The sequence below is a fragment of the Pseudomonas sp. QC2 genome (genome assembly GCF_002859085.1).
In the GTDB taxonomy this organism is placed as follows: Bacteria; Pseudomonadota; Gammaproteobacteria; order Pseudomonadales; family Pseudomonadaceae; genus Aquipseudomonas; species Aquipseudomonas petroselini.
Genome location: NZ_PKKS01000024.1, coordinates 262,516 through 279,131, shown reverse-complemented (window position 1 = coordinate 279,131; position 16,616 = coordinate 262,516). Strand labels below are relative to the sequence as shown.

Below are 16,616 nucleotides of genomic sequence, written 5' to 3'. Positions count from 1 at the left end.
CATGCGCGTCGCCCTGTACCAATGCCCACCGTTGCCGCTGGATGTGGCCGGCAACCTCAAGCGCCTGCACCAGTTGGCCCACGAGGCGTCCGACGCCGACGTGCTGGTGCTGCCGGAGATGTTTCTGAGCGGCTACAACATCGGCGCCGAGGCCGTTGGCGCCTTGGCCGAGGCACAGGACGGACCGTCGGCGCAGGCGATTGGCGAACTGGCCAAAAGCGCCGGGCTGGCGATTCTGTACGGTTACCCGGAGCGCGCCGAGGACGGCCAGATCTACAACGCCGTGCAGCTGATTGACGCCCACGGCCAGCGCCTGTGCAACTACCGTAAGACTCACCTGTTTGGTGACCTGGACCATTCGATGTTCAGCGCCGGCGACGATGATTTCCCGCTGGTGGAGCTCAACGGTTGGAAGCTTGGCTTCCTGATCTGCTATGACCTGGAGTTCCCGGAAAACACCCGACGCCTGGCCCTCGCAGGCGCCGAACTGATCCTGGTGCCCACCGCCAATATGGTGCCGTTCGACTTTGTCGCCGATGTCACGGTGCGGGCACGGGCCTTTGAAAACCAATGTTATGTGGCCTACGCCAACTACTGTGGGCACGAAGGCGAGATCCAGTACTGCGGGCAAAGCAGCATCGCCGCGCCGAATGGCCTGCGCATCGCCCAGGCGGGCCTGGATGAAGCGCTGATCGTCGGTGAGCTGGATCGCCAGTCGATCCTCGACGCCCGTGCTGCCAATCACTACCTGCAAGATCGTCGCCCCGAGTTATACGGTGCACTGCACAAGCCCTGATCCAGCCGGTTTGTGAGCGGTTTGTTAACATGGGCACATTCTACGTTTCGGAAGTGCCCATGCCTGCGCCGGCCCACCCTCATCACCTTCACCTGACCCTGGCCAACGGCTTGCGGGTAGCCTTGCAACATGCGCCGCGCTTGAAGCGTTGTGCCGCCGTTCTGCGGGTGGCGGCCGGCAGCCATGACGTGCCGCTGGCGTGGCCGGGGCTGGCACATTTCCTCGAACACCTGCTGTTCCTCGGTACCGAGCGTTTTCCCACGAGCGAAGGGTTGATGGCCTACGTGCAACGGCATGGCGGCCAGGTCAATGCCAGCACCCGCGAGCGCACCACGGAGTTCTTCTTTGAACTGCCGGTCGCGACGTTTTCCGGTGGGCTGGAGCGGTTGGTGGACATGCTGACCCACCCGCGCCTGACGCTGGAGGATCAACTGCGCGAGCGCGAAGTGCTGCACGCCGAGTTTGTCGCCTGGTCTCAGGATGCCAAGGCGCAGCAGCAGATCGCGTTACTGGAGGGGCTGGCGGCTGACCACCCGCTGCGGGGTTTTCATGCGGGCAATCGCGACAGCTTGCCGGTGGAACGTGAGGCGTTTCAGCAGGCATTGCGGGAATTCCACGCACAGTTCTATCAGAGCGGCCAGATGACCTTGAGCCTGGCAGGTCCACAACCGCTGGAAGCGCTGGAAGGCTTGGCACAGCAGTTCAGCGAGCAACTGACCTCAGGCCCTCTTCGCCCACACTCCGCGCCACCGGCATTGATGCAGGGGCAAGCGCAGCGCTATCAGCACATCGCCAATGATCACCTGCACCACGTCATCACCTGTAACGCTCCGCGTGAAGCACTGGAATTCCTCTGCACCTGGCTCAACGCCTCGGCACCCGGCGGGTTGCTGGCGCAACTGAAAACTCAAGGGCTGGCCAGCGCACTGCAGGCGTCGGTGCTGTATCACTTCGCCGGGCAAGCCGTGTTGGATATCGACGTTACGCTCAGTAGTCCTGTTGAATCGGCGACTCAAATCGAGGCGTTGCTGCACGACTGGTTGAGCTTTTTCGCACACAGCGACTGGACAGCCTTGCGGGAAGAGTTCGCCTTGCTGGCCGCTCGCCAACAACAGACCCAAGGCGCCCTGGCACTGGCGCGACACGACAGCGAGGCACTCTCGGAACAGGCTGTCATTGCCCTCAGGATCATGCTCGAGTCACTGCACCTGCCACCCGCCGCGCACACGTGGCAACTGCCGCCGAACAATCCGTTCCTGCGTCCACCGGTCAAGGAAGAACGCGCCGGCCTGATTCGCGGCCAGACCAGCGCCCACCGAGGGTTGCGCACCTTTGCCCAGGATCGCTCCCGAGGACGTCGTGATGTATCGGCGCTGGTCTTCAGCCAGGCACTGACGGGTGACAATGATGAAGGCGCTCTGTATCTGCAATGGCAGTCTGCCCCGTCTGGCTTGGAAAGCGCAGTACAGTCGTTGCGTGAAAATGCCGGGCAGGCGGGTGTCGACTTGTCGTTCGAAAGCCTGGGCAATGACGGGCTGGTGAAGATGGTCGGGCTGCAGGAGCCCATCCCAGCCGTGCTGGAGGTGTTGGCGCAACGCCTGGGCGAACCGCAGGCTGCCCCAACCGTCTCGCCGCCCATGATTGCCATCCGAGCCTTGCTAAAGGCGCTGCCCGCTTGCTGCAGCGCGAACACCTCCGACTCGACATCGTGGCAAGGCCTGGGGCTGGGCTTCTCCGCAGCGAATGAAGCCGCGATCAAAACAGCGGTGACCCGTTTGCCAGGGCAGCCGGCGAACCTCAACCCCGTACTCCCCTCCCTCAGCGGCCAACGTATCTGGCACGCGGTGGAAACCGACTCAACCGAAGCCGCCCTGCTGCTGTTTTGCCCGACACCGAGCGCGTCGCTGGAGGACGAAGCCGCATGGCGACTGCTCAGCCATCTGCTCCAGGCGCCGTTTTATCAGCGCCTGCGCGTAGAGCTGCAAATCGGCTACGCCGTATTCAGCGGCATCCGACAGATAAACGGCCAGACCGGCCTGCTATTCGGCGTGCAATCCCCCAGCGTCTCCCTGGAAGGCATCGCTGATCACCTGAACACCTTCCTGAAACAACTGCCGGCGCTGATCAACAGCAACGACGACCTGGGCAGCCTGGTCCTGGCGCAGCAGTTCTCAGCGCAGACGCTGCCCAACGCCCAAGCCGCCGAACTGCTGTGGCATGCGCATCTGGCGGGCCATCCACCGGGCTACCTGGAACACCTTCAGACCCACATCCAAACCTCTACCCGAGAAGCACTGCAGCGCGCCGCCCAGCAATTGAACGACGCTGCCGGCGGCTGGCACTGCGTGGCCAATGGCCCGCGCATCAGTGATGACTGGCAAGCGGCTGACTGATCATTGCCGCCCCTGCAAAAAGCTTTTTCCGCCAAGACAGCGCTAACTTGAAAAGAATTGAGTAACATTCCTACGCACAAAGCTGAACATCTCCGACTGGAGGTGGACTATATGTATTGCTTGGTAGTGAACGTCCCATCCCTTCGTAGGAGTAAGAATATGACCTGGTCCAAACCTGCTTACACTGATCTGCGCATCGGTTTCGAAGTCACCATGTACTTCGCCAGCCGTTAATCCGCTGGGTAATACAACGCCTCGGTTCGCCCGGGGCGTTTTTGTTTTGAGCTTGATGGAGCTGCCATGTTTGTCCAGATTCTAGGTTCCGCCGCCGGCGGTGGTTTCCCGCAGTGGAACTGCAACTGCGTGAACTGCGCAGGTTTTCGTGATGGCAGCCTGCGGGCCCAGGCGCGTACCCAGTCGTCCATCGCGATCTCCGACGATGGCGTGAACTGGGTGCTGTGCAACGCTTCGCCGGATATCCGCGCGCAACTGCAAGGTTTTGCACCGATGCAACCCGGTCGCGCCCTGCGTGATACCGGCATCAGCGCGATCATCCTGATGGACAGCCAGATCGACCACACCACCGGCCTGCTGAGCCTGCGCGAAGGCTGCCCACACCAGGTGTGGTGCACCGACATGGTCCATGAAGACCTGAGCACCGGCTTCCCGCTGTTCACCATGCTCACCCACTGGAACGGCGGCCTGGCCTGGAACCGCATCGAGCTGGACGCCAGCTTCACCATCCCGGCGTGCCCCAACCTGCGCTTCACCCCACTGCCACTGCGCAGCGCCGCGCCGCCTTACTCGCCACACCGCTTCGACCCGCACCCAGGCGATAACATCGGCCTGATCGTCGAAGACCTGCGCACCGGCGGCAAACTGTTCTACGCCCCGGGCCTGGGCAAGGTCGACGCGCCGTTGCTGGAAATCATGGCCGGCAGCGACTGCCTGCTGGTGGACGGCACGATGTGGGATGACGACGAAATGCAGCGCCGTGGCGTCGGCACTCGTACCGGCCGCGAAATGGGCCACCTGGCACAAAACGGCCCTGGCGGCATGCTCGACGTGTTGGAGCAGTTGCCTGAACAGCGCAAGGTACTTATCCACATCAACAACACCAACCCGATCCTCGATGAAGACTCCCCCGAGCGAGCGGAACTGGTGCGGCGCAATGTCGAAGTGGCTTACGACGGCATGAGCATTGAACTGTAGGAGCTGACGAGATGACTGACACGCCGATGACACCCGTCGAATTCGAAGCAGCCCTGCGGGCCAAGGGCGCCTTCTACCATATCCATCACCCGTACCATGTGGCGATGTACGAAGGCCGCGCGACCCGCGAGCAAATCCAGGGCTGGGTCGCCAACCGTTTTTACTATCAGGTGAACATCCCGCTGAAAGACGCGGCGATCCTGGCCAACTGCCCGGACCGTGAGATCCGTCGTGAGTGGATCCAGCGCCTGCTCGACCACGATGGCGCTCCCGGTGAGGACGGCGGTATCGAAGCCTGGCTACGCCTGGGCCAGGCGGTCGGCCTCGACCCGGACCAACTGCGCTCCCAGGAATTGGTCTTGCCCGGTGTGCGTTTTGCAGTGGATGCCTACGTCAACTTCGCCCGCCGCGCCAGTTGGCAAGAAGCCGCCAGCAGCTCGCTGACCGAGTTGTTCGCGCCGCAGATCCACCAGTCGCGCCTCGACAGCTGGCCGCAGCATTACCCCTGGATCGACCCAGCCGGCTACGAATACTTCCGCACTCGCCTCGGCCAAGCCCGGCGCGATGTGGAGCACGGGCTGACCATCACCCTGCAGCACTACACCACCCGCGAAGGCCAGGCGCGCATGCTGGAAATTCTCCAGTTCAAACTGGACATCCTGTGGAGCATGCTGGATGCCATGAGCATGGCCTACGAACTCAAACGCCCGCCGTATCACAGCGTGACCGAGCAGCGGGTGTGGCATAAAGGGATCCCCCTATGAGCTTTGATCGCAGCAGAATACCGACCTGGCGCCAGGGCTATCGCTACCAGTACGAACCGGCGCAAAAAGGCCATGTGTTGCTCTACCCTGAGGGCATGATCAAGCTCAATGACAGCGCCGCGCTGATCGGCGGCTTGATCGACGGCGAGCGTGACGTGGCGGCAATCATTGCCGAGCTGGATAAACAATTCCCCGGCGTGCCAGAGCTCGGCGAAGACATCGAGCAATTCATGGAGGTCGCCCGTGCTGAGCACTGGATCACCCTTGCCTGAAAAGCCAGCCATCGGGTTGCCACTGTGGCTATTGGCCGAGCTGACTTACCGTTGCCCGTTGCAGTGCCCGTACTGCTCCAACCCGCTGGATTTTGCCGAGCAGGGTAAGGAGCTGAGTACCGAGCAGTGGATCAAGGTGTTTCGCGAAGCCCGCGAAATGGGGGCTGCGCAATTGGGGTTTTCCGGCGGTGAACCCTTGGTGCGCCAGGACCTTGCCGAGCTGATCGCAGAGGCACGCAAGCTGGGGTTCTACACCAACCTGATCACTTCCGGCATCGGCTTGACCGAGCAGAAGATCAGCGACTTCAAGAAGGCGGGTCTCGACCATATCCAGATCAGTTTCCAGGCCAGCGACGAACAGGTGAACAACCTGCTGGCCGGCTCGAAAAAGGCCTTCGCGCAAAAGCTGGAAATGGCTCGCGCGGTGAAGGCGCACGGCTACCCGATGGTGCTGAACTTTGTCACCCATCGGCACAATATCGACAAGATCGACCGCATCATCGAGCTGTGTATTGCGCTTGAGGCGGACTTCGTAGAACTCGCCACTTGCCAGTTCTACGGCTGGGCGCAGCTCAATCGTGTGGGCTTGTTGCCGACACGGGAACAGCTGGTGCGCGCCGAACGCATCACCAACGAATACCGCGCCAAGCTGGAAGCCGAAGGCCACCCGTGCAAGCTGATTTTTGTCACGCCGGATTACTACGAAGAACGCCCGAAAGCCTGCATGAACGGCTGGGGGAGTATCTTTCTGACAGTAACGCCAGACGGCACCGCCCTGCCCTGTCACGGCGCCCGACAGATGCCGGTGCAATTTCCCAATGTACGTGACCACAGCATGCAGCACATCTGGTACGACTCATTTGGCTTCAACCGCTTTCGCGGCTACGACTGGATGCCCGAGCCGTGCCGTTCCTGCGACGAGAAGGAAAAGGACTTCGGCGGCTGCCGTTGCCAGGCCTTCATGCTCACGGGGGATGCGAGCAATGCCGACCCGGTGTGCAGCAAGTCCGAGCAGCACGGCATCATCCTTCAAGCACGGGAAGAAGCTGAACATGCTACCCAGACCATCGAACAGTTGGCCTTTCGCAATGAGCGCAATTCACGACTCATCGCAAAAGGCTGAGGGCCTCAGCGCTTGGCGATGATGTACACCGCGTGAATGATGCCCGGAAAGTAACCGCACAGGGTCAGCAGAATATTCAGCCAGAACGCGCCGGCGAAACCCACTTGCAGGAACACACCCAGTGGCGGCAGCAGAATGGCGATGATGATACGAATGATGTCCATGGGTCAGCTCCAAAAAATCGGCTCGTGTGAGCCGTGTAGCTAATCGACCTTGGCGGTTCGTGAGGGTTCAGTGGGATCTGGCGTTGGGCCATCCATCGTTGTTACACAGACAAAAAAACGCCCCCAGCCAAAAGAATCAGGCCGGAGGCGCCGCGTAGGCCGCGAGACGGTTCAGGAATAGGGAATTAAACAGCGATGCCCTTGCGGCATTGCAGCTGTGCGGTGCGCACGCGGGAGAAGGCGCGGGCCAGGCGCAGGAGCATTTCGTCGATGTTGCTTTTGCTGACTGTCAGGGCCGGGGTGAAGCGCAGGCAGTTCGGTTGCGGGGCGTTTAGGATCAGGCCTTCGTGCAGTGCAGCCTTTACGACAGCGTCCGCAGAATCATCCGACAGCGTCAGGCCCCACATCAGGCCATGGCCACGTAATTGACCGTGGTCATAGCGGTAGGCCAGGCGGGCCAGGCCTTCACCGAGGTAAAGCCCGGACTCACGCACCTGCTCCAGAAAGCCGTGCTCCAGCACCGTATCGAGTACGGCAACCCCGGCCGACGCCATCAGCGCATTGCCATGATGCGTGCCTTCCAGTTCGCCCACGTCGAAACAACAGGCTGTGCCGCGCGCCAGCAACGCTGCGAGGGGCACGCCGCCGCCCAGGCCTTTGCCGAGGGTGATGATGTCGGCACGTACGCCGTATTGCTGTTCGGCGAGCAAGTTGCCGCAGCGGCCTATGCCGGTTTGCACTTCGTCGAGGATCAGCAGGATCCCCAGTTCACGGCACAGGCGCTCGACGCCCTTGAGGTAGTGCTCCGTTGCGGGGATTACGCCGGCTTCGCCCTGGATCGGTTCGAGCATGATCGCGACGGTCTGTGCATCCACGGCGGCATGCAGCGCCGACAGATCGTTGAACGGCACGTGACTGAAGCCCGGCAATTGCGGCTCAAATCGGTTTTCAATGGCCCCAGCCGACGCCGACATCGCCGCGAAACTGCGACCATGGCAACCACTGCTCGCGCTGATGATGCGGTAAGCGCCGCCGCGATGCAGCTGGCCCCATTTGCGCGCCAGTTTGATCGCGGCTTCGCAGGCTTCCGCACCGCTGTTGAGCAGGTACGCCTGGTCGCTGCCGGTGCGATGGCAAAGGCGCTCGACGAGGTTGAGTTGTGTGCGGTTATGCAAGCTGTGGCCCGGATTGATCAGCGCCTGCGCCTGGTCGGCCAACGCCTTGATCAATACCTGCGGGCTGTGGCCGAGGCTGTTGGCGGCGCCGCCCTGGCTGAAGTCCAGGTACGCGCGGTCGTCGCTGTCCCACAGCCAGGAACCCTGGCCACGCACAAATACTTGAGCCGGCCGCGCCACCGTGGGCATCAGCGCTTCGCTGGAAGCGCTGTCGCCTGGCGTATCGAGGATCAGGTCGTCCAGGCTCGGCGCCGCGCGGCGCATATTGAACAGGTTCACACCTCACCCCTGCTGGCAACCGGACCTTGGTCGGTACGCGCGGTGTAACCTGGTTGAAGATTGTTTGCCTTGCCTATGTAAACGCTATCAACATAAACGCTGTTCATTGCCCGATCCGGCCCTGTAAGCCCTGCGAATAGGCGCTAGACTAGGCGCCTCAGGGGCCAACAGCCATTTCGTTTTTCCAGCTTTTTCGATAAGTAAGCCTTATGGATTTCAAGCAACTGCGTTATTTCGTCGCGGTGTATGAGGAAGGCCACGTAGGCCGTGCCGCGGAGCGCCTGTCGATCTCCCAGCCGGCGCTGTCGCAACAGATTCGCCAGCTGGAACAGAACTTGGATGTCAGCCTGTTCGAGCGCAGCAGCAAGCGCCTGCTCCCGACACTGGCGGCGCATACACTGTACAACCACGCCCTGCCGCTGATCGATGGCCTGCAACAGGCGGTGGAAGCGTTGCGCAACTTCAAGGGTCAGGCGATGCGCACGCTGGCCATCGGCGTGCTGCAAACCGTGCACACCAGCCTGGTGCCGCAGATGCTCGAGCGCGTGCGCAAGGCCCAGCCGCACCTGGTGGTGCAGATCTACGAATTGACCGGACTTGAGATTGAGCGGCGCTTACTGAACGGCTCGCTGGACATCGGCATCAGCTACCTGCCGCCACGCCAGCCAGGGCTGCACGGCGTGTTGTTGTATGAAGATGAGTTGAAGGTGGTGATCCCCGAGGACCATCCCTTGCGCGAATTCAAGAAAGTCTCGCTGAAGCAGGCAGCCGAGTTGCCGATGTTGCTGCTGGGCGAAGAGTTTCAGGTCCGGCAGATCTGGCAGGGCCAACTGGCCAACCTCGGACGCCGCCCGCAAGTGCAGGCGGAACTGAATACCATGGTGGGGATTCTCGACAGCTTGCCTCACACAAAACTGGCGACGGTGCTGCCGGGACGTTCCCAGGATGAACACAATAGCCAGTCGCTGCTGTGGAAACCCTTGAGTGAACCCAGGGTGCCGCTGAAAGTGGGCTTGGTGTGCCGCGATGTGCAGCGCCAGCAGGCGACGGTGGCGTTGCTGCGCACGTTGCTGGAAGACGTGATGAATGCCCCGCAGGTCATCGCCTGACTTTTTCGCGGGCAAAAGAAAACCCCGCCGAAGCGGGGCTTTGCAGACTGTTTCCCTGACATCCATTTCACTCCGCCATCCTGGCAGAATCCTACGTGTCCGTGTTGTTGCTTTGCGCTTCCTGCGCGACGTCCATGTGAAGTAGATTATCGGTGGATCCAATCTGGCGATAGAGGACGAATAGCAGCACGTCATGTAAGAGAATGCTTACACGCCCTCCAAGCCCTTAGAACAGGGCTTCATCCAGCAAAAATAATGATTCGCTACCGGCTTTTACCGACGCACTCAGCGAATGAATACGTGGCAATAGGCGGGCAAAGTAGAAACGCGCGGTGCCGAGCTTGCTGGCGTAGAAGTCTTCTTCCAACTCCTTGCCCAGCGCGGCCTTGGCCATGCGTGCCCACATATAGGCATACGCCATGTAGCCGAAGGCGTGCAGGTACTCCACCGACGCCGCGCCGACTTCATTCGGGTTGGTCTTGGCGCGGTCCAGCACCCAGGCGGTCAACTCATCCAGGTTATCCACCGCCACGCCCAGCGGTTTGGTGAACTCAGCCAGCTCGGGCCCCCCCGAGGCGATGAACGCGCGGATCTCATCGGCAAACAAGGTGTAGAACGCCCCGCCACTGCCAACGATCTTGCGCCCCATCAGGTCCAGCGCCTGGATACCGTTGGTGCCTTCGTAGATCTGGGTGATGCGCACATCCCGCACCAGCTGCTCCTGGCCCCACTCGCGAATGTAGCCATGGCCGCCAAACACTTGTTGGCCCAGCACGGTGGTTTCCAGGCCCAGGTCGCTCAAGAACGCCTTGGCCACCGGCGTCAGCAATGCCACCAGGTTATCCGCACGCTCGCGGGCAACAGCATCTTCACTGAACTTGGCGATGTCCAGTTGCGTCGCCACGTAGGTGGAGAACGCCCGGCCGCCTTCGTTCGAGGCCTTCATGGTCAGCAGCATGCGACGCACGTCCGGGTGCACGATGATCGGGTCGGCCACCTTGTCCTTGGCCTGGGCGCCGGTGGGTGCACGGCTTTGCACGCGGTCGCGCGCGTATTCAATCGCGTTCTGGTAGGAACGCTCGCCGGACGCCAGGCCCTGGATACCCACACCCAGACGCTCGTAGTTCATCATGGTAAACATCGCCGCCAGACCACGGTTCGGCTCGCCGACCAAGTAACCCACGGCTTCGTCGAAGTTCATCACACAGGTCGCCGACGCCTGGATCCCCATCTTGTGCTCGATGGAACCACAGCTCACCGTGTTACGTTCGCCCAGGCTGCCGTCGGCGTTCACCATGAACTTCGGCACCAGGAACAGCGAGATGCCCTTCGGACCCGCCGGCGCGTCCGGCAGCTTGGCCAGTACCAAGTGGATGATGTTTTCGGTGAGGTCATGTTCACCCCCGGTGATAAAGATCTTGGTGCCGCTGACTTTGTAGGAACCGTCCGCCTGTGGCTCGGCCTTGGTCCGAATAATCCCCAGATCCGTCCCGGCATGCGCCTCGGTCAGGCACATGGAACCGGCCCATTCACCGGAATACATCTTCGGCAGGTAGGTGGCCTTGAGGTCTTCGCTGGCGTGGGTGTTGATCGACACGCAGGCGCCGGACGTCAGCATCGGATACAGGCCAAACGCCAGGCTCGACGAGTTGATCATCTCTTCGACCTGGGCCGACACGGCCTTGGGCATGCCCATGCCGCCAAAGGCAGGATCACCGCCCACACCCACCCAGCCGCCTTCGGCGTAGGTTTTGTAGGCCTGTGGAAAACCGTCCGGGGTGAACACTGCCGTGTTGTCCCAACGGCAACCTTGTTCATCGCCACCGCGGCTGAGCGGGGCGATGGATTTGGCGGTGACCTTGCCGGCTTCTTCGAGGATGGCCTCTACGGTTTCGGCGTCAACGGTGTCTGCCAATGCCGGCAATTGGGCCCAAGTGGTGGCGACCTCAAAGACTTCGTTGAGGACGAAGCGCATATCACGCAGCGGCGCTTTGTAATCAGCCATGGCAAACCTCGTGAGAACGTGAAAAGTGATTCGGTGAGAGTCGGTTTTACAGGCTCAGAGTGTACCCGAACAACTTTTCAGACACATAGGGTCCACTTGTGACTGATTGGTATTTTTAAGTCATCACAGCGCAAAGGCCTCCGCAGGCAGACTCATCAGGCATTCGCTGCCCGCTTGCACTGCAACACGGTGGGAGGCGGTACGCGGCAGCAGACGTTTGAAGTAGAAGTCGCATGTCGCCAGCTTGGCCTTGGCGAAGTCGGTGTCCTGTTGCTCAAGGGCGGCGATTGCCATGCGCAGCCAAAGGTAGGCGAGAATGACGTAACCGCTGTACATCAAGTAATCCACAGCCGCCGCGCCCACTTCATCGGGGTTCTTCATCGCGGCCATGCCGACTTGGGTGGTCAGCTCGCCCCACTCCCCGTTCAGTTGATTAAGCTGCGCCACATAAGCCCTGAGCTGCGGGTGCTCGGCATTCGCCCCGCAGAACTTATGCACGATCCTGGTAAACCCACGCAGCAACTTGCCCTGGCTGCCCAAGACCTTGCGTCCGAGCAGGTCGAGGGCCTGGATGCCGTTGGTGCCTTCATAGATCGGCGCAATCCGCGCATCGCGTGCCAGTTGTTCCATACCCCATTCGCGGATGTAACCGTGGCCGCCGAAGACCTGCATGCCGTGGTTGGTCACCTCCAGCCCCGTGTCGGTCATAAAGGCTTTGCAGATGGGCGTGAGGAACGCCAGCAGGTCTTCGGCGTCCTGGCGTTGAGTGGCGTCGCTGCTCAGGTGCGCCGTATCGAGCAATTGCGCGGTGAAGTAGGTCAGCGCGCGGTTGCCTTCGTTGAAGGCTTTCATGGTCAGCAACATGCGGCGCACATCGGGGTGCACGATGATCGGGTCGGCGGCCTTTTCCGGGGCCTTGGCGCCGGTCAGCGAGCGCATTTGCAAGCGGTCGTTGGCGTATTTGATCGCGCCCTGGAAGCTTGCCTCGCCATTGCACAGGCCCTGCATACCGGTGCCCAGGCGCGCATGGTTCATCATGGTAAACATGCAGTTGAGGCCTTTGTTCGCCTCGCCGATCAGGAAGCCCTTGGCGCCATCGAAGTTCAGTACGCAAGTCGCCGACCCCTTGATGCCCATCTTGTGTTCGATGGAGCCGCAGTGCACCGCATTGCGCTCACCGGAATCGGCATGGAACTTGGGCACGATAAACAGCGAAATGCCCTTGGTGCCCGCCGGCGCATCCGGCAGTTTGGCCAGCACCAGGTGGATGATATTGGCGCTCATGTCGTGTTCGCCGGCCGAGATGAATATCTTGCTGCCGGTGACCGCGTAGCTGCCGTCCGCCTGGGGCACGGCGCGGGTCTTGATCAGGCCCAGGTCGGTGCCGCAGTGGGCTTCGGTGAGGCACATGGTGCCGGTCCACTCGCCCGCGGTGAGTTTGCTCAGGAAGGTGTCTTTTTGCTCGGCAGTGCCATGGGCATGGATCGCCGACATCGCGCCGTGGGTTAACCCTGGGTACATGCCCCAGGAGGTGTTGCTGGAGCCGATCATCTCGCTGAGCACCAGGCCCAATGACTGCGGCAGTCCCTGGCCACCGTAGGCCGGGTCCGCTGCCACGCCGTGCCAGCCGCCTTCAACGTATTGGGCGAAGGCTTCCTTGAAACCCTTGGGTGTGGTGACGACGCCATTGTCGAAATGGCAGCCCTCTTCATCGCCGCTGCGGTTGAGCGGCGCGAGCACGTTCTCGCAGAATTTCGCGCCTTCTTCGAGGATCGCGCCGACCATGTCCGGGCTGGCATCGGTCGCGCCCAATGCCGCGTAGTGGCCGTGGAAATCAAACACGTTGTCGATCAGAAAGCGCATGTCGCGAAGGGGAGCTTTGTACTCAGGCATGGCAATGTCTCCGTCAGCAGATGGTTTCAACCTACTGCCAGCCACTGCCGCGGACAATCACTGTAGAACCGCTGAATACACCGCCATCACTCAACCGGCAGCGCTCTCCATGCGCACCGCGCCACGCCGGGTTTGCCCGGCCGCCACCACGCAGTTACGCCCGGCGCCCTTGGCGGCGTACAGCGCCTGGTCGGCGGATTTGAGCACCTCCTCCGGCGTGCGCTGCTCGGCCTGACGTTCGGCCACGCCGATGCTGATGGTCACCGAAACACTCGAGGCGCCGCTGCCCGAGCGACGCTGGCGGCCCTGTTGGTCGTCGTTAGGACGGTCCGAGTTGCGCAGCTTGATGTCGTAATCGGCGATGATCTCGCGGATCTCTTCCAGGTGCGGCAAGCATTCTTCCACCGTCTTGCCGGCGAACACCACGGCAAACTCTTCACCGCCATAGCGGTAGGCGCGCCCGCCGCCGTTGACCTTGGACAGCTTGCTCGCCACCAGCCGCAGCACTTGGTCGCCAACGTCGTGGCCGTGGGTATCGTTGAAGCGCTTGAAGTGGTCGACGTCGCTCATTGCCAACACATAGTTGCGCCCCAGGCGCTGCATGCGCTCGTTCAGCGCGCGTCGCCCCGGCAAGCCGGTCAGCTCATCGCGGAAGGCCATTTGATAAGCCTCATGGGCCACACCGGCGGCGATCATCAGCATCACCTGGCTGCACATGATGTTCAGGGTAAACGGCAGGATGAATGTCTGCGGCAACATCCAGAACAGGCCCAGCAGCCCCACCAGTTGCGCCGCATGCAGCGGGCGCGGCTGATACCAGTACTGCGCCGCCAGGGTCAGGAAGCCGATCAGGAACATCGGGTACGACAGTTGGATCAGGCTCATCCAACTGCCATGCAGCGCCGGCCAGCGAATCTCCGCCAACCAGTTCAGCACCGCCTGGGGATAACTCTGCTCGAGCGCCAAGGCCACGCTGCCGATCGCCAGCAACACCGCGCCACGCGCGACGAAGTCACGGAACAGGTGCGTCTTCTCCTGCCACAGCGCGTAGATGCTGAACAACAACGGCAGCAGCAGGCAGCACAAGTGAAACACGACGGCCGCGTCTTCGCGCACGCGACCGTTGTCGCGATAGAAGTCAGTCTGGGTATCGAGCAGGAAGTAGGCGATGTACACCGTGATCATCAGGAACAGTTCACGCTGACGGCGGTACACCGCGCAGTACGAACCGCCGAGCAACAGCACCAAGGTCGGCAACACATTGAACAGCGAGGTGAAGAAGACGTTGAGGTCCTTGACGTACGCAGCCGAAAGCCCAGCCAGCAAGAGCAGCAACGAAGGTAAAAAGTGACTGAACCGTACAGCGGACACGCGCGACAAGGGTAAAACTCCGACCCGCAAAAAATGATGGCACTGTGCCTTTATGCAGACAGTTAAGCACAACCTGCCGAGCATGTATCACATTGCCATCACTGTAACGGCAGCGGGCGGCAATCCCTGAGCGCTGTACTGCGGTTTTTTATCGCCCACAAAAAAGCCGCCGTTCCGGGAAGGAGCGGCGGCTTAGGAAGTGAACCCGGTAAGGCTTAGTAAGCCAGGCCGAAGTCTTCTTCTTTCATGTCCATCAGGTTGTTGGCGCCCGACAGCATGGTGGCCACGTGAGTGCGGGTACGCGGCAGGATGCGCTGGAAGTAGAAGCGCGCGGTCTGCAGCTTGGCGGTGTAGAACGCCTCTTCGGTAGTGCCGGCCGCCAGTTTTTCGGCTGCCAGGCGCGCCATGTCGGCCCAGAAGTAAGCCAGGCAGGCGTAACCGGAGTACATCAGGTAGTCCACCGAAGCGGCACCGACTTCTTCGCGGTCTTTCATCGCGGCCATGCCGACCTTCATGGTCAACTCGCCCCACTCTTTGTTCAGTGCCGCCAGCGGTGTAACGAACTCTTTGACGGCTTCGTTACCTTCGTTGGCCTGGCAGAACTTGTGCACGATCTTGGTGAAGCCCTTGAGCGCTTCGCCTTGCGTCATCAGCACTTTACGGCCCAGCAGGTCCAGGGCCTGGATGCCGGTGGTGCCTTCGTACAGCATCGAAATGCGGCTGTCGCGAACGTTCTGCTCCATGCCCCACTCGGCGATAAAGCCGTGGCCGCCGTAGATCTGCACGCCGTGGTTGGCCGATTCAAAGCCGACTTCGGTCATGAACGCCTTGGCGATCGGGGTCATGAAGGCCAGCAGGCCATCGGCGTGTTTCTTGGCTTCGTCGTCGGTGCCGTATTTGACGATGTCCACTTGCTTGGCGGTGAAGTACACCATCGCACGGTTGCCTTCGGCGAAGGCTTTCATGGTCAGCAGCATGCGGCGCACGTCGGGGTGCACGATGATCGGGTCAGCGGCTTTGTCCGGTGCTTTCGGGCCGGTCAGGGAGCGCATTTGCAGGCGATCACGCGCATATTTCAGGCCGCCCTGGAAGCCGATCTCGGCGTGGGACAGGCCTTGCAGCGCGGTGCCCAGGCGAGCGGTGTTCATAAAGGTGAACATGCAGTTCAGGCCTTTGTTCGCCGGGCCGATCAGGAAACCGGTGGCCGCGTCGAAGTTCATCACGCAGGTGGCGTTACCGTGGATGCCCATCTTGTGTTCCAGGGAACCACAGGTCACCGCGTTGCGCTCACCGATCGAGCCATCGGCGTTCGGCAGGAACTTCGGCACGATAAACAGCGAAATGCCTTTGGTGCCGGCCGGTGCGTCCGGCAGGCGGGCCAGTACGATGTGGACGATGTTGTCGGCCATGTCGTGTTCACCGGCCGAGATGAAGATCTTGGTGCCGGAGACTTTGTAGGAACCGTCTGCCTGAGGCTCAGCCTTAGTGCGCAACATGCCCAGGTCGGTGCCGCAGTGTGGCTCGGTCAGGCACATGGTGCCGGTCCATTCACCCGACACCAGTTTGGTCAGGTAAGCGGTTTGCTGCTCAGGGGTACCGTGCTCGGAAATGGTGTTCATCGCACCGTGGGACAGGCCCGGGTACATGCCCCACGACCAGTTGGCGGCGCCGACCATTTCACTGACTGCCAGACCCAGGGATTCGGGCAGGCCTTGGCCGCCGTGCTCCACGTCGTGGGCCAGGCTTGGCCAGCCGCCTTCGACGAATTGTTTGTAGGCTTCTTTAAAACCCGTTGGGGTTTTAACGCCCGACTCACTCCAGGTACACCCTTCGATGTCGCCCACGCGGTTCAGCGGTGCCAGCACTTGCTCACAAAACTTGGCGCCTTCTTCAAGGATGGCGTCAACCATGTCCGGGGTAGCGTCCTGGCAAGCCGGCAGGCTCTGATAGTGCGCTTCATAGCCAAGCAGTTCGTCACGAACGAAGCGAATATCACGCAAGGGGGCCTTGTAGTCAGGCATAGCGATAAACCTCTGCTGATGTATCTGGAATGAACAACC

Annotated in this window: 14 protein-coding genes; 8 read left to right on the top strand and 6 right to left on the bottom strand. The window is 61.4% G+C overall.

Features of this window, described 5'->3' with window-relative positions:
* Window position 1: 1 nt before the first annotated feature.
* From QCBJ_RS26360 to pqqE, 7 genes are all read left to right on the top strand, one after another.
* Window positions 2-796, top strand: a complete 795-nt coding sequence (locus QCBJ_RS26360; protein ID WP_015886192.1) for a carbon-nitrogen hydrolase family protein — start codon at window positions 2-4, stop codon at window positions 794-796.
* A gap of 59 nt (window positions 797-855) precedes the next feature.
* Window positions 856-3,189 (top strand): pyrroloquinoline quinone biosynthesis protein PqqF, encoded by a 2,334-nt coding sequence (gene pqqF / locus QCBJ_RS26355; RefSeq protein ID WP_102061906.1) that lies wholly within the window; start codon window positions 856-858, stop codon window positions 3,187-3,189.
* 159 nt (window positions 3,190-3,348) lie between these two features.
* Entirely contained in the window at window positions 3,349-3,423 is a 75-nt protein-coding gene (pqqA, locus tag QCBJ_RS26350; RefSeq protein WP_003194766.1) for a pyrroloquinoline quinone precursor peptide PqqA, read from the top strand.
* 66 nt (window positions 3,424-3,489) lie between these two features.
* Entirely contained in the window at window positions 3,490-4,401 is a 912-nt protein-coding gene (gene pqqB, locus QCBJ_RS26345; RefSeq protein WP_015886194.1) for a pyrroloquinoline quinone biosynthesis protein PqqB, read from the top strand.
* An 11-nt stretch (window positions 4,402-4,412) separates the two neighbouring features.
* Window positions 4,413-5,165 (top strand): pyrroloquinoline-quinone synthase PqqC, encoded by a 753-nt coding sequence (pqqC, locus tag QCBJ_RS26340; protein WP_015886195.1) that lies wholly within the window; start codon window positions 4,413-4,415, stop codon window positions 5,163-5,165.
* On the top strand, window positions 5,162-5,437 hold the full coding sequence (gene pqqD, locus QCBJ_RS26335) for a pyrroloquinoline quinone biosynthesis peptide chaperone PqqD (protein WP_015886196.1): 276 nt from the start codon (window positions 5,162-5,164) through the stop codon (window positions 5,435-5,437). The genes pqqC and pqqD overlap by 4 nt, the downstream gene beginning before the upstream one ends.
* Window positions 5,430-6,560 carry a pyrroloquinoline quinone biosynthesis protein PqqE gene (gene pqqE, locus QCBJ_RS26330; protein WP_015886197.1) on the top strand — a complete coding sequence of 377 codons (1,131 nt, stop codon included), beginning with the start codon at window positions 5,430-5,432 and terminating at the stop codon, window positions 6,558-6,560. Before pqqD ends, pqqE begins: the two co-directional genes overlap by 8 nt.
* Window positions 6,561-6,565: 5 nt before the next feature.
* Here the strand turns inward: pqqE and QCBJ_RS26325 are convergent, their stop codons facing one another.
* Window positions 6,566-6,724: a YqaE/Pmp3 family membrane protein gene (locus tag QCBJ_RS26325; RefSeq protein WP_010207008.1), complete on the bottom strand. Its 159-nt coding sequence runs from the start codon at window positions 6,722-6,724 to the stop codon at window positions 6,566-6,568.
* Window positions 6,725-6,909: 185 nt separating this feature from the next.
* Window positions 6,910-8,178: an aspartate aminotransferase family protein gene (locus tag QCBJ_RS26320; RefSeq protein WP_102061905.1), complete on the bottom strand. Its 1,269-nt coding sequence runs from the start codon at window positions 8,176-8,178 to the stop codon at window positions 6,910-6,912.
* A 209-nt stretch (window positions 8,179-8,387) separates the two neighbouring features.
* Here QCBJ_RS26320 and QCBJ_RS26315 point away from each other — a divergent pair, with 209 nt between their 5' ends.
* A complete protein-coding gene (locus QCBJ_RS26315; RefSeq protein WP_015886199.1) occupies window positions 8,388-9,287 on the top strand; it encodes a LysR family transcriptional regulator in 900 nt (299 codons plus the stop codon).
* A 226-nt stretch (window positions 9,288-9,513) separates the two neighbouring features.
* On the opposite strand, the gene QCBJ_RS26310 is transcribed toward QCBJ_RS26315, so the two are convergent.
* From QCBJ_RS26310 to QCBJ_RS26295, 4 genes are all read right to left on the bottom strand, one after another.
* Window positions 9,514-11,292 carry an acyl-CoA dehydrogenase C-terminal domain-containing protein gene (locus tag QCBJ_RS26310; protein WP_102061904.1) on the bottom strand — a complete coding sequence of 593 codons (1,779 nt, stop codon included), beginning with the start codon at window positions 11,290-11,292 and terminating at the stop codon, window positions 9,514-9,516.
* A gap of 123 nt (window positions 11,293-11,415) precedes the next feature.
* Complete coding sequence (locus QCBJ_RS26305) at window positions 11,416-13,185, bottom strand: acyl-CoA dehydrogenase C-terminal domain-containing protein (RefSeq protein WP_102061903.1); 1,770 nt, start codon at window positions 13,183-13,185, stop codon at window positions 11,416-11,418.
* A gap of 90 nt (window positions 13,186-13,275) precedes the next feature.
* Window positions 13,276-14,565: a diguanylate cyclase gene (locus QCBJ_RS26300; protein WP_043205994.1), complete on the bottom strand. Its 1,290-nt coding sequence runs from the start codon at window positions 14,563-14,565 to the stop codon at window positions 13,276-13,278.
* Between the two features lie 206 nt (window positions 14,566-14,771).
* Window positions 14,772-16,577, bottom strand: a complete 1,806-nt coding sequence (locus QCBJ_RS26295) for a phenylacyl-CoA dehydrogenase (protein WP_015886203.1) — start codon at window positions 16,575-16,577, stop codon at window positions 14,772-14,774.
* Window positions 16,578-16,616: the final 39 nt, after the last annotated feature.

Bases quoted from the DNA above. Each gene is read 5' to 3' on its own strand.
- QCBJ_RS26360 (WP_015886192.1), top strand. From the start codon at position 2: ATGCGCGTCGCCCTGTACCAATGCCCACCGTTGCCGCTGGATGTGGCC.
- pqqF (WP_102061906.1), top strand. From the start codon at position 856: ATGCCTGCGCCGGCCCACCCTCATCACCTTCACCTGACCCTGGCCAAC.
- pqqB (WP_015886194.1), top strand. From the start codon at position 3,490: ATGTTTGTCCAGATTCTAGGTTCCGCCGCCGGCGGTGGTTTCCCGCAG.
- pqqC (WP_015886195.1), top strand. From the start codon at position 4,413: ATGACTGACACGCCGATGACACCCGTCGAATTCGAAGCAGCCCTGCGG.
- pqqD (WP_015886196.1), top strand. From the start codon at position 5,162: ATGAGCTTTGATCGCAGCAGAATACCGACCTGGCGCCAGGGCTATCGC.
- QCBJ_RS26325 (WP_010207008.1), bottom strand. From the start codon at position 6,724: ATGGACATCATTCGTATCATCATCGCCATTCTGCTGCCGCCACTGGGT.
- QCBJ_RS26315 (WP_015886199.1), top strand. From the start codon at position 8,388: ATGGATTTCAAGCAACTGCGTTATTTCGTCGCGGTGTATGAGGAAGGC.
- QCBJ_RS26310 (WP_102061904.1), bottom strand. From the start codon at position 11,292: ATGGCTGATTACAAAGCGCCGCTGCGTGATATGCGCTTCGTCCTCAAC.
- QCBJ_RS26305 (WP_102061903.1), bottom strand. From the start codon at position 13,185: ATGCCTGAGTACAAAGCTCCCCTTCGCGACATGCGCTTTCTGATCGAC.
- QCBJ_RS26295 (WP_015886203.1), bottom strand. From the start codon at position 16,577: ATGCCTGACTACAAGGCCCCCTTGCGTGATATTCGCTTCGTTCGTGAC.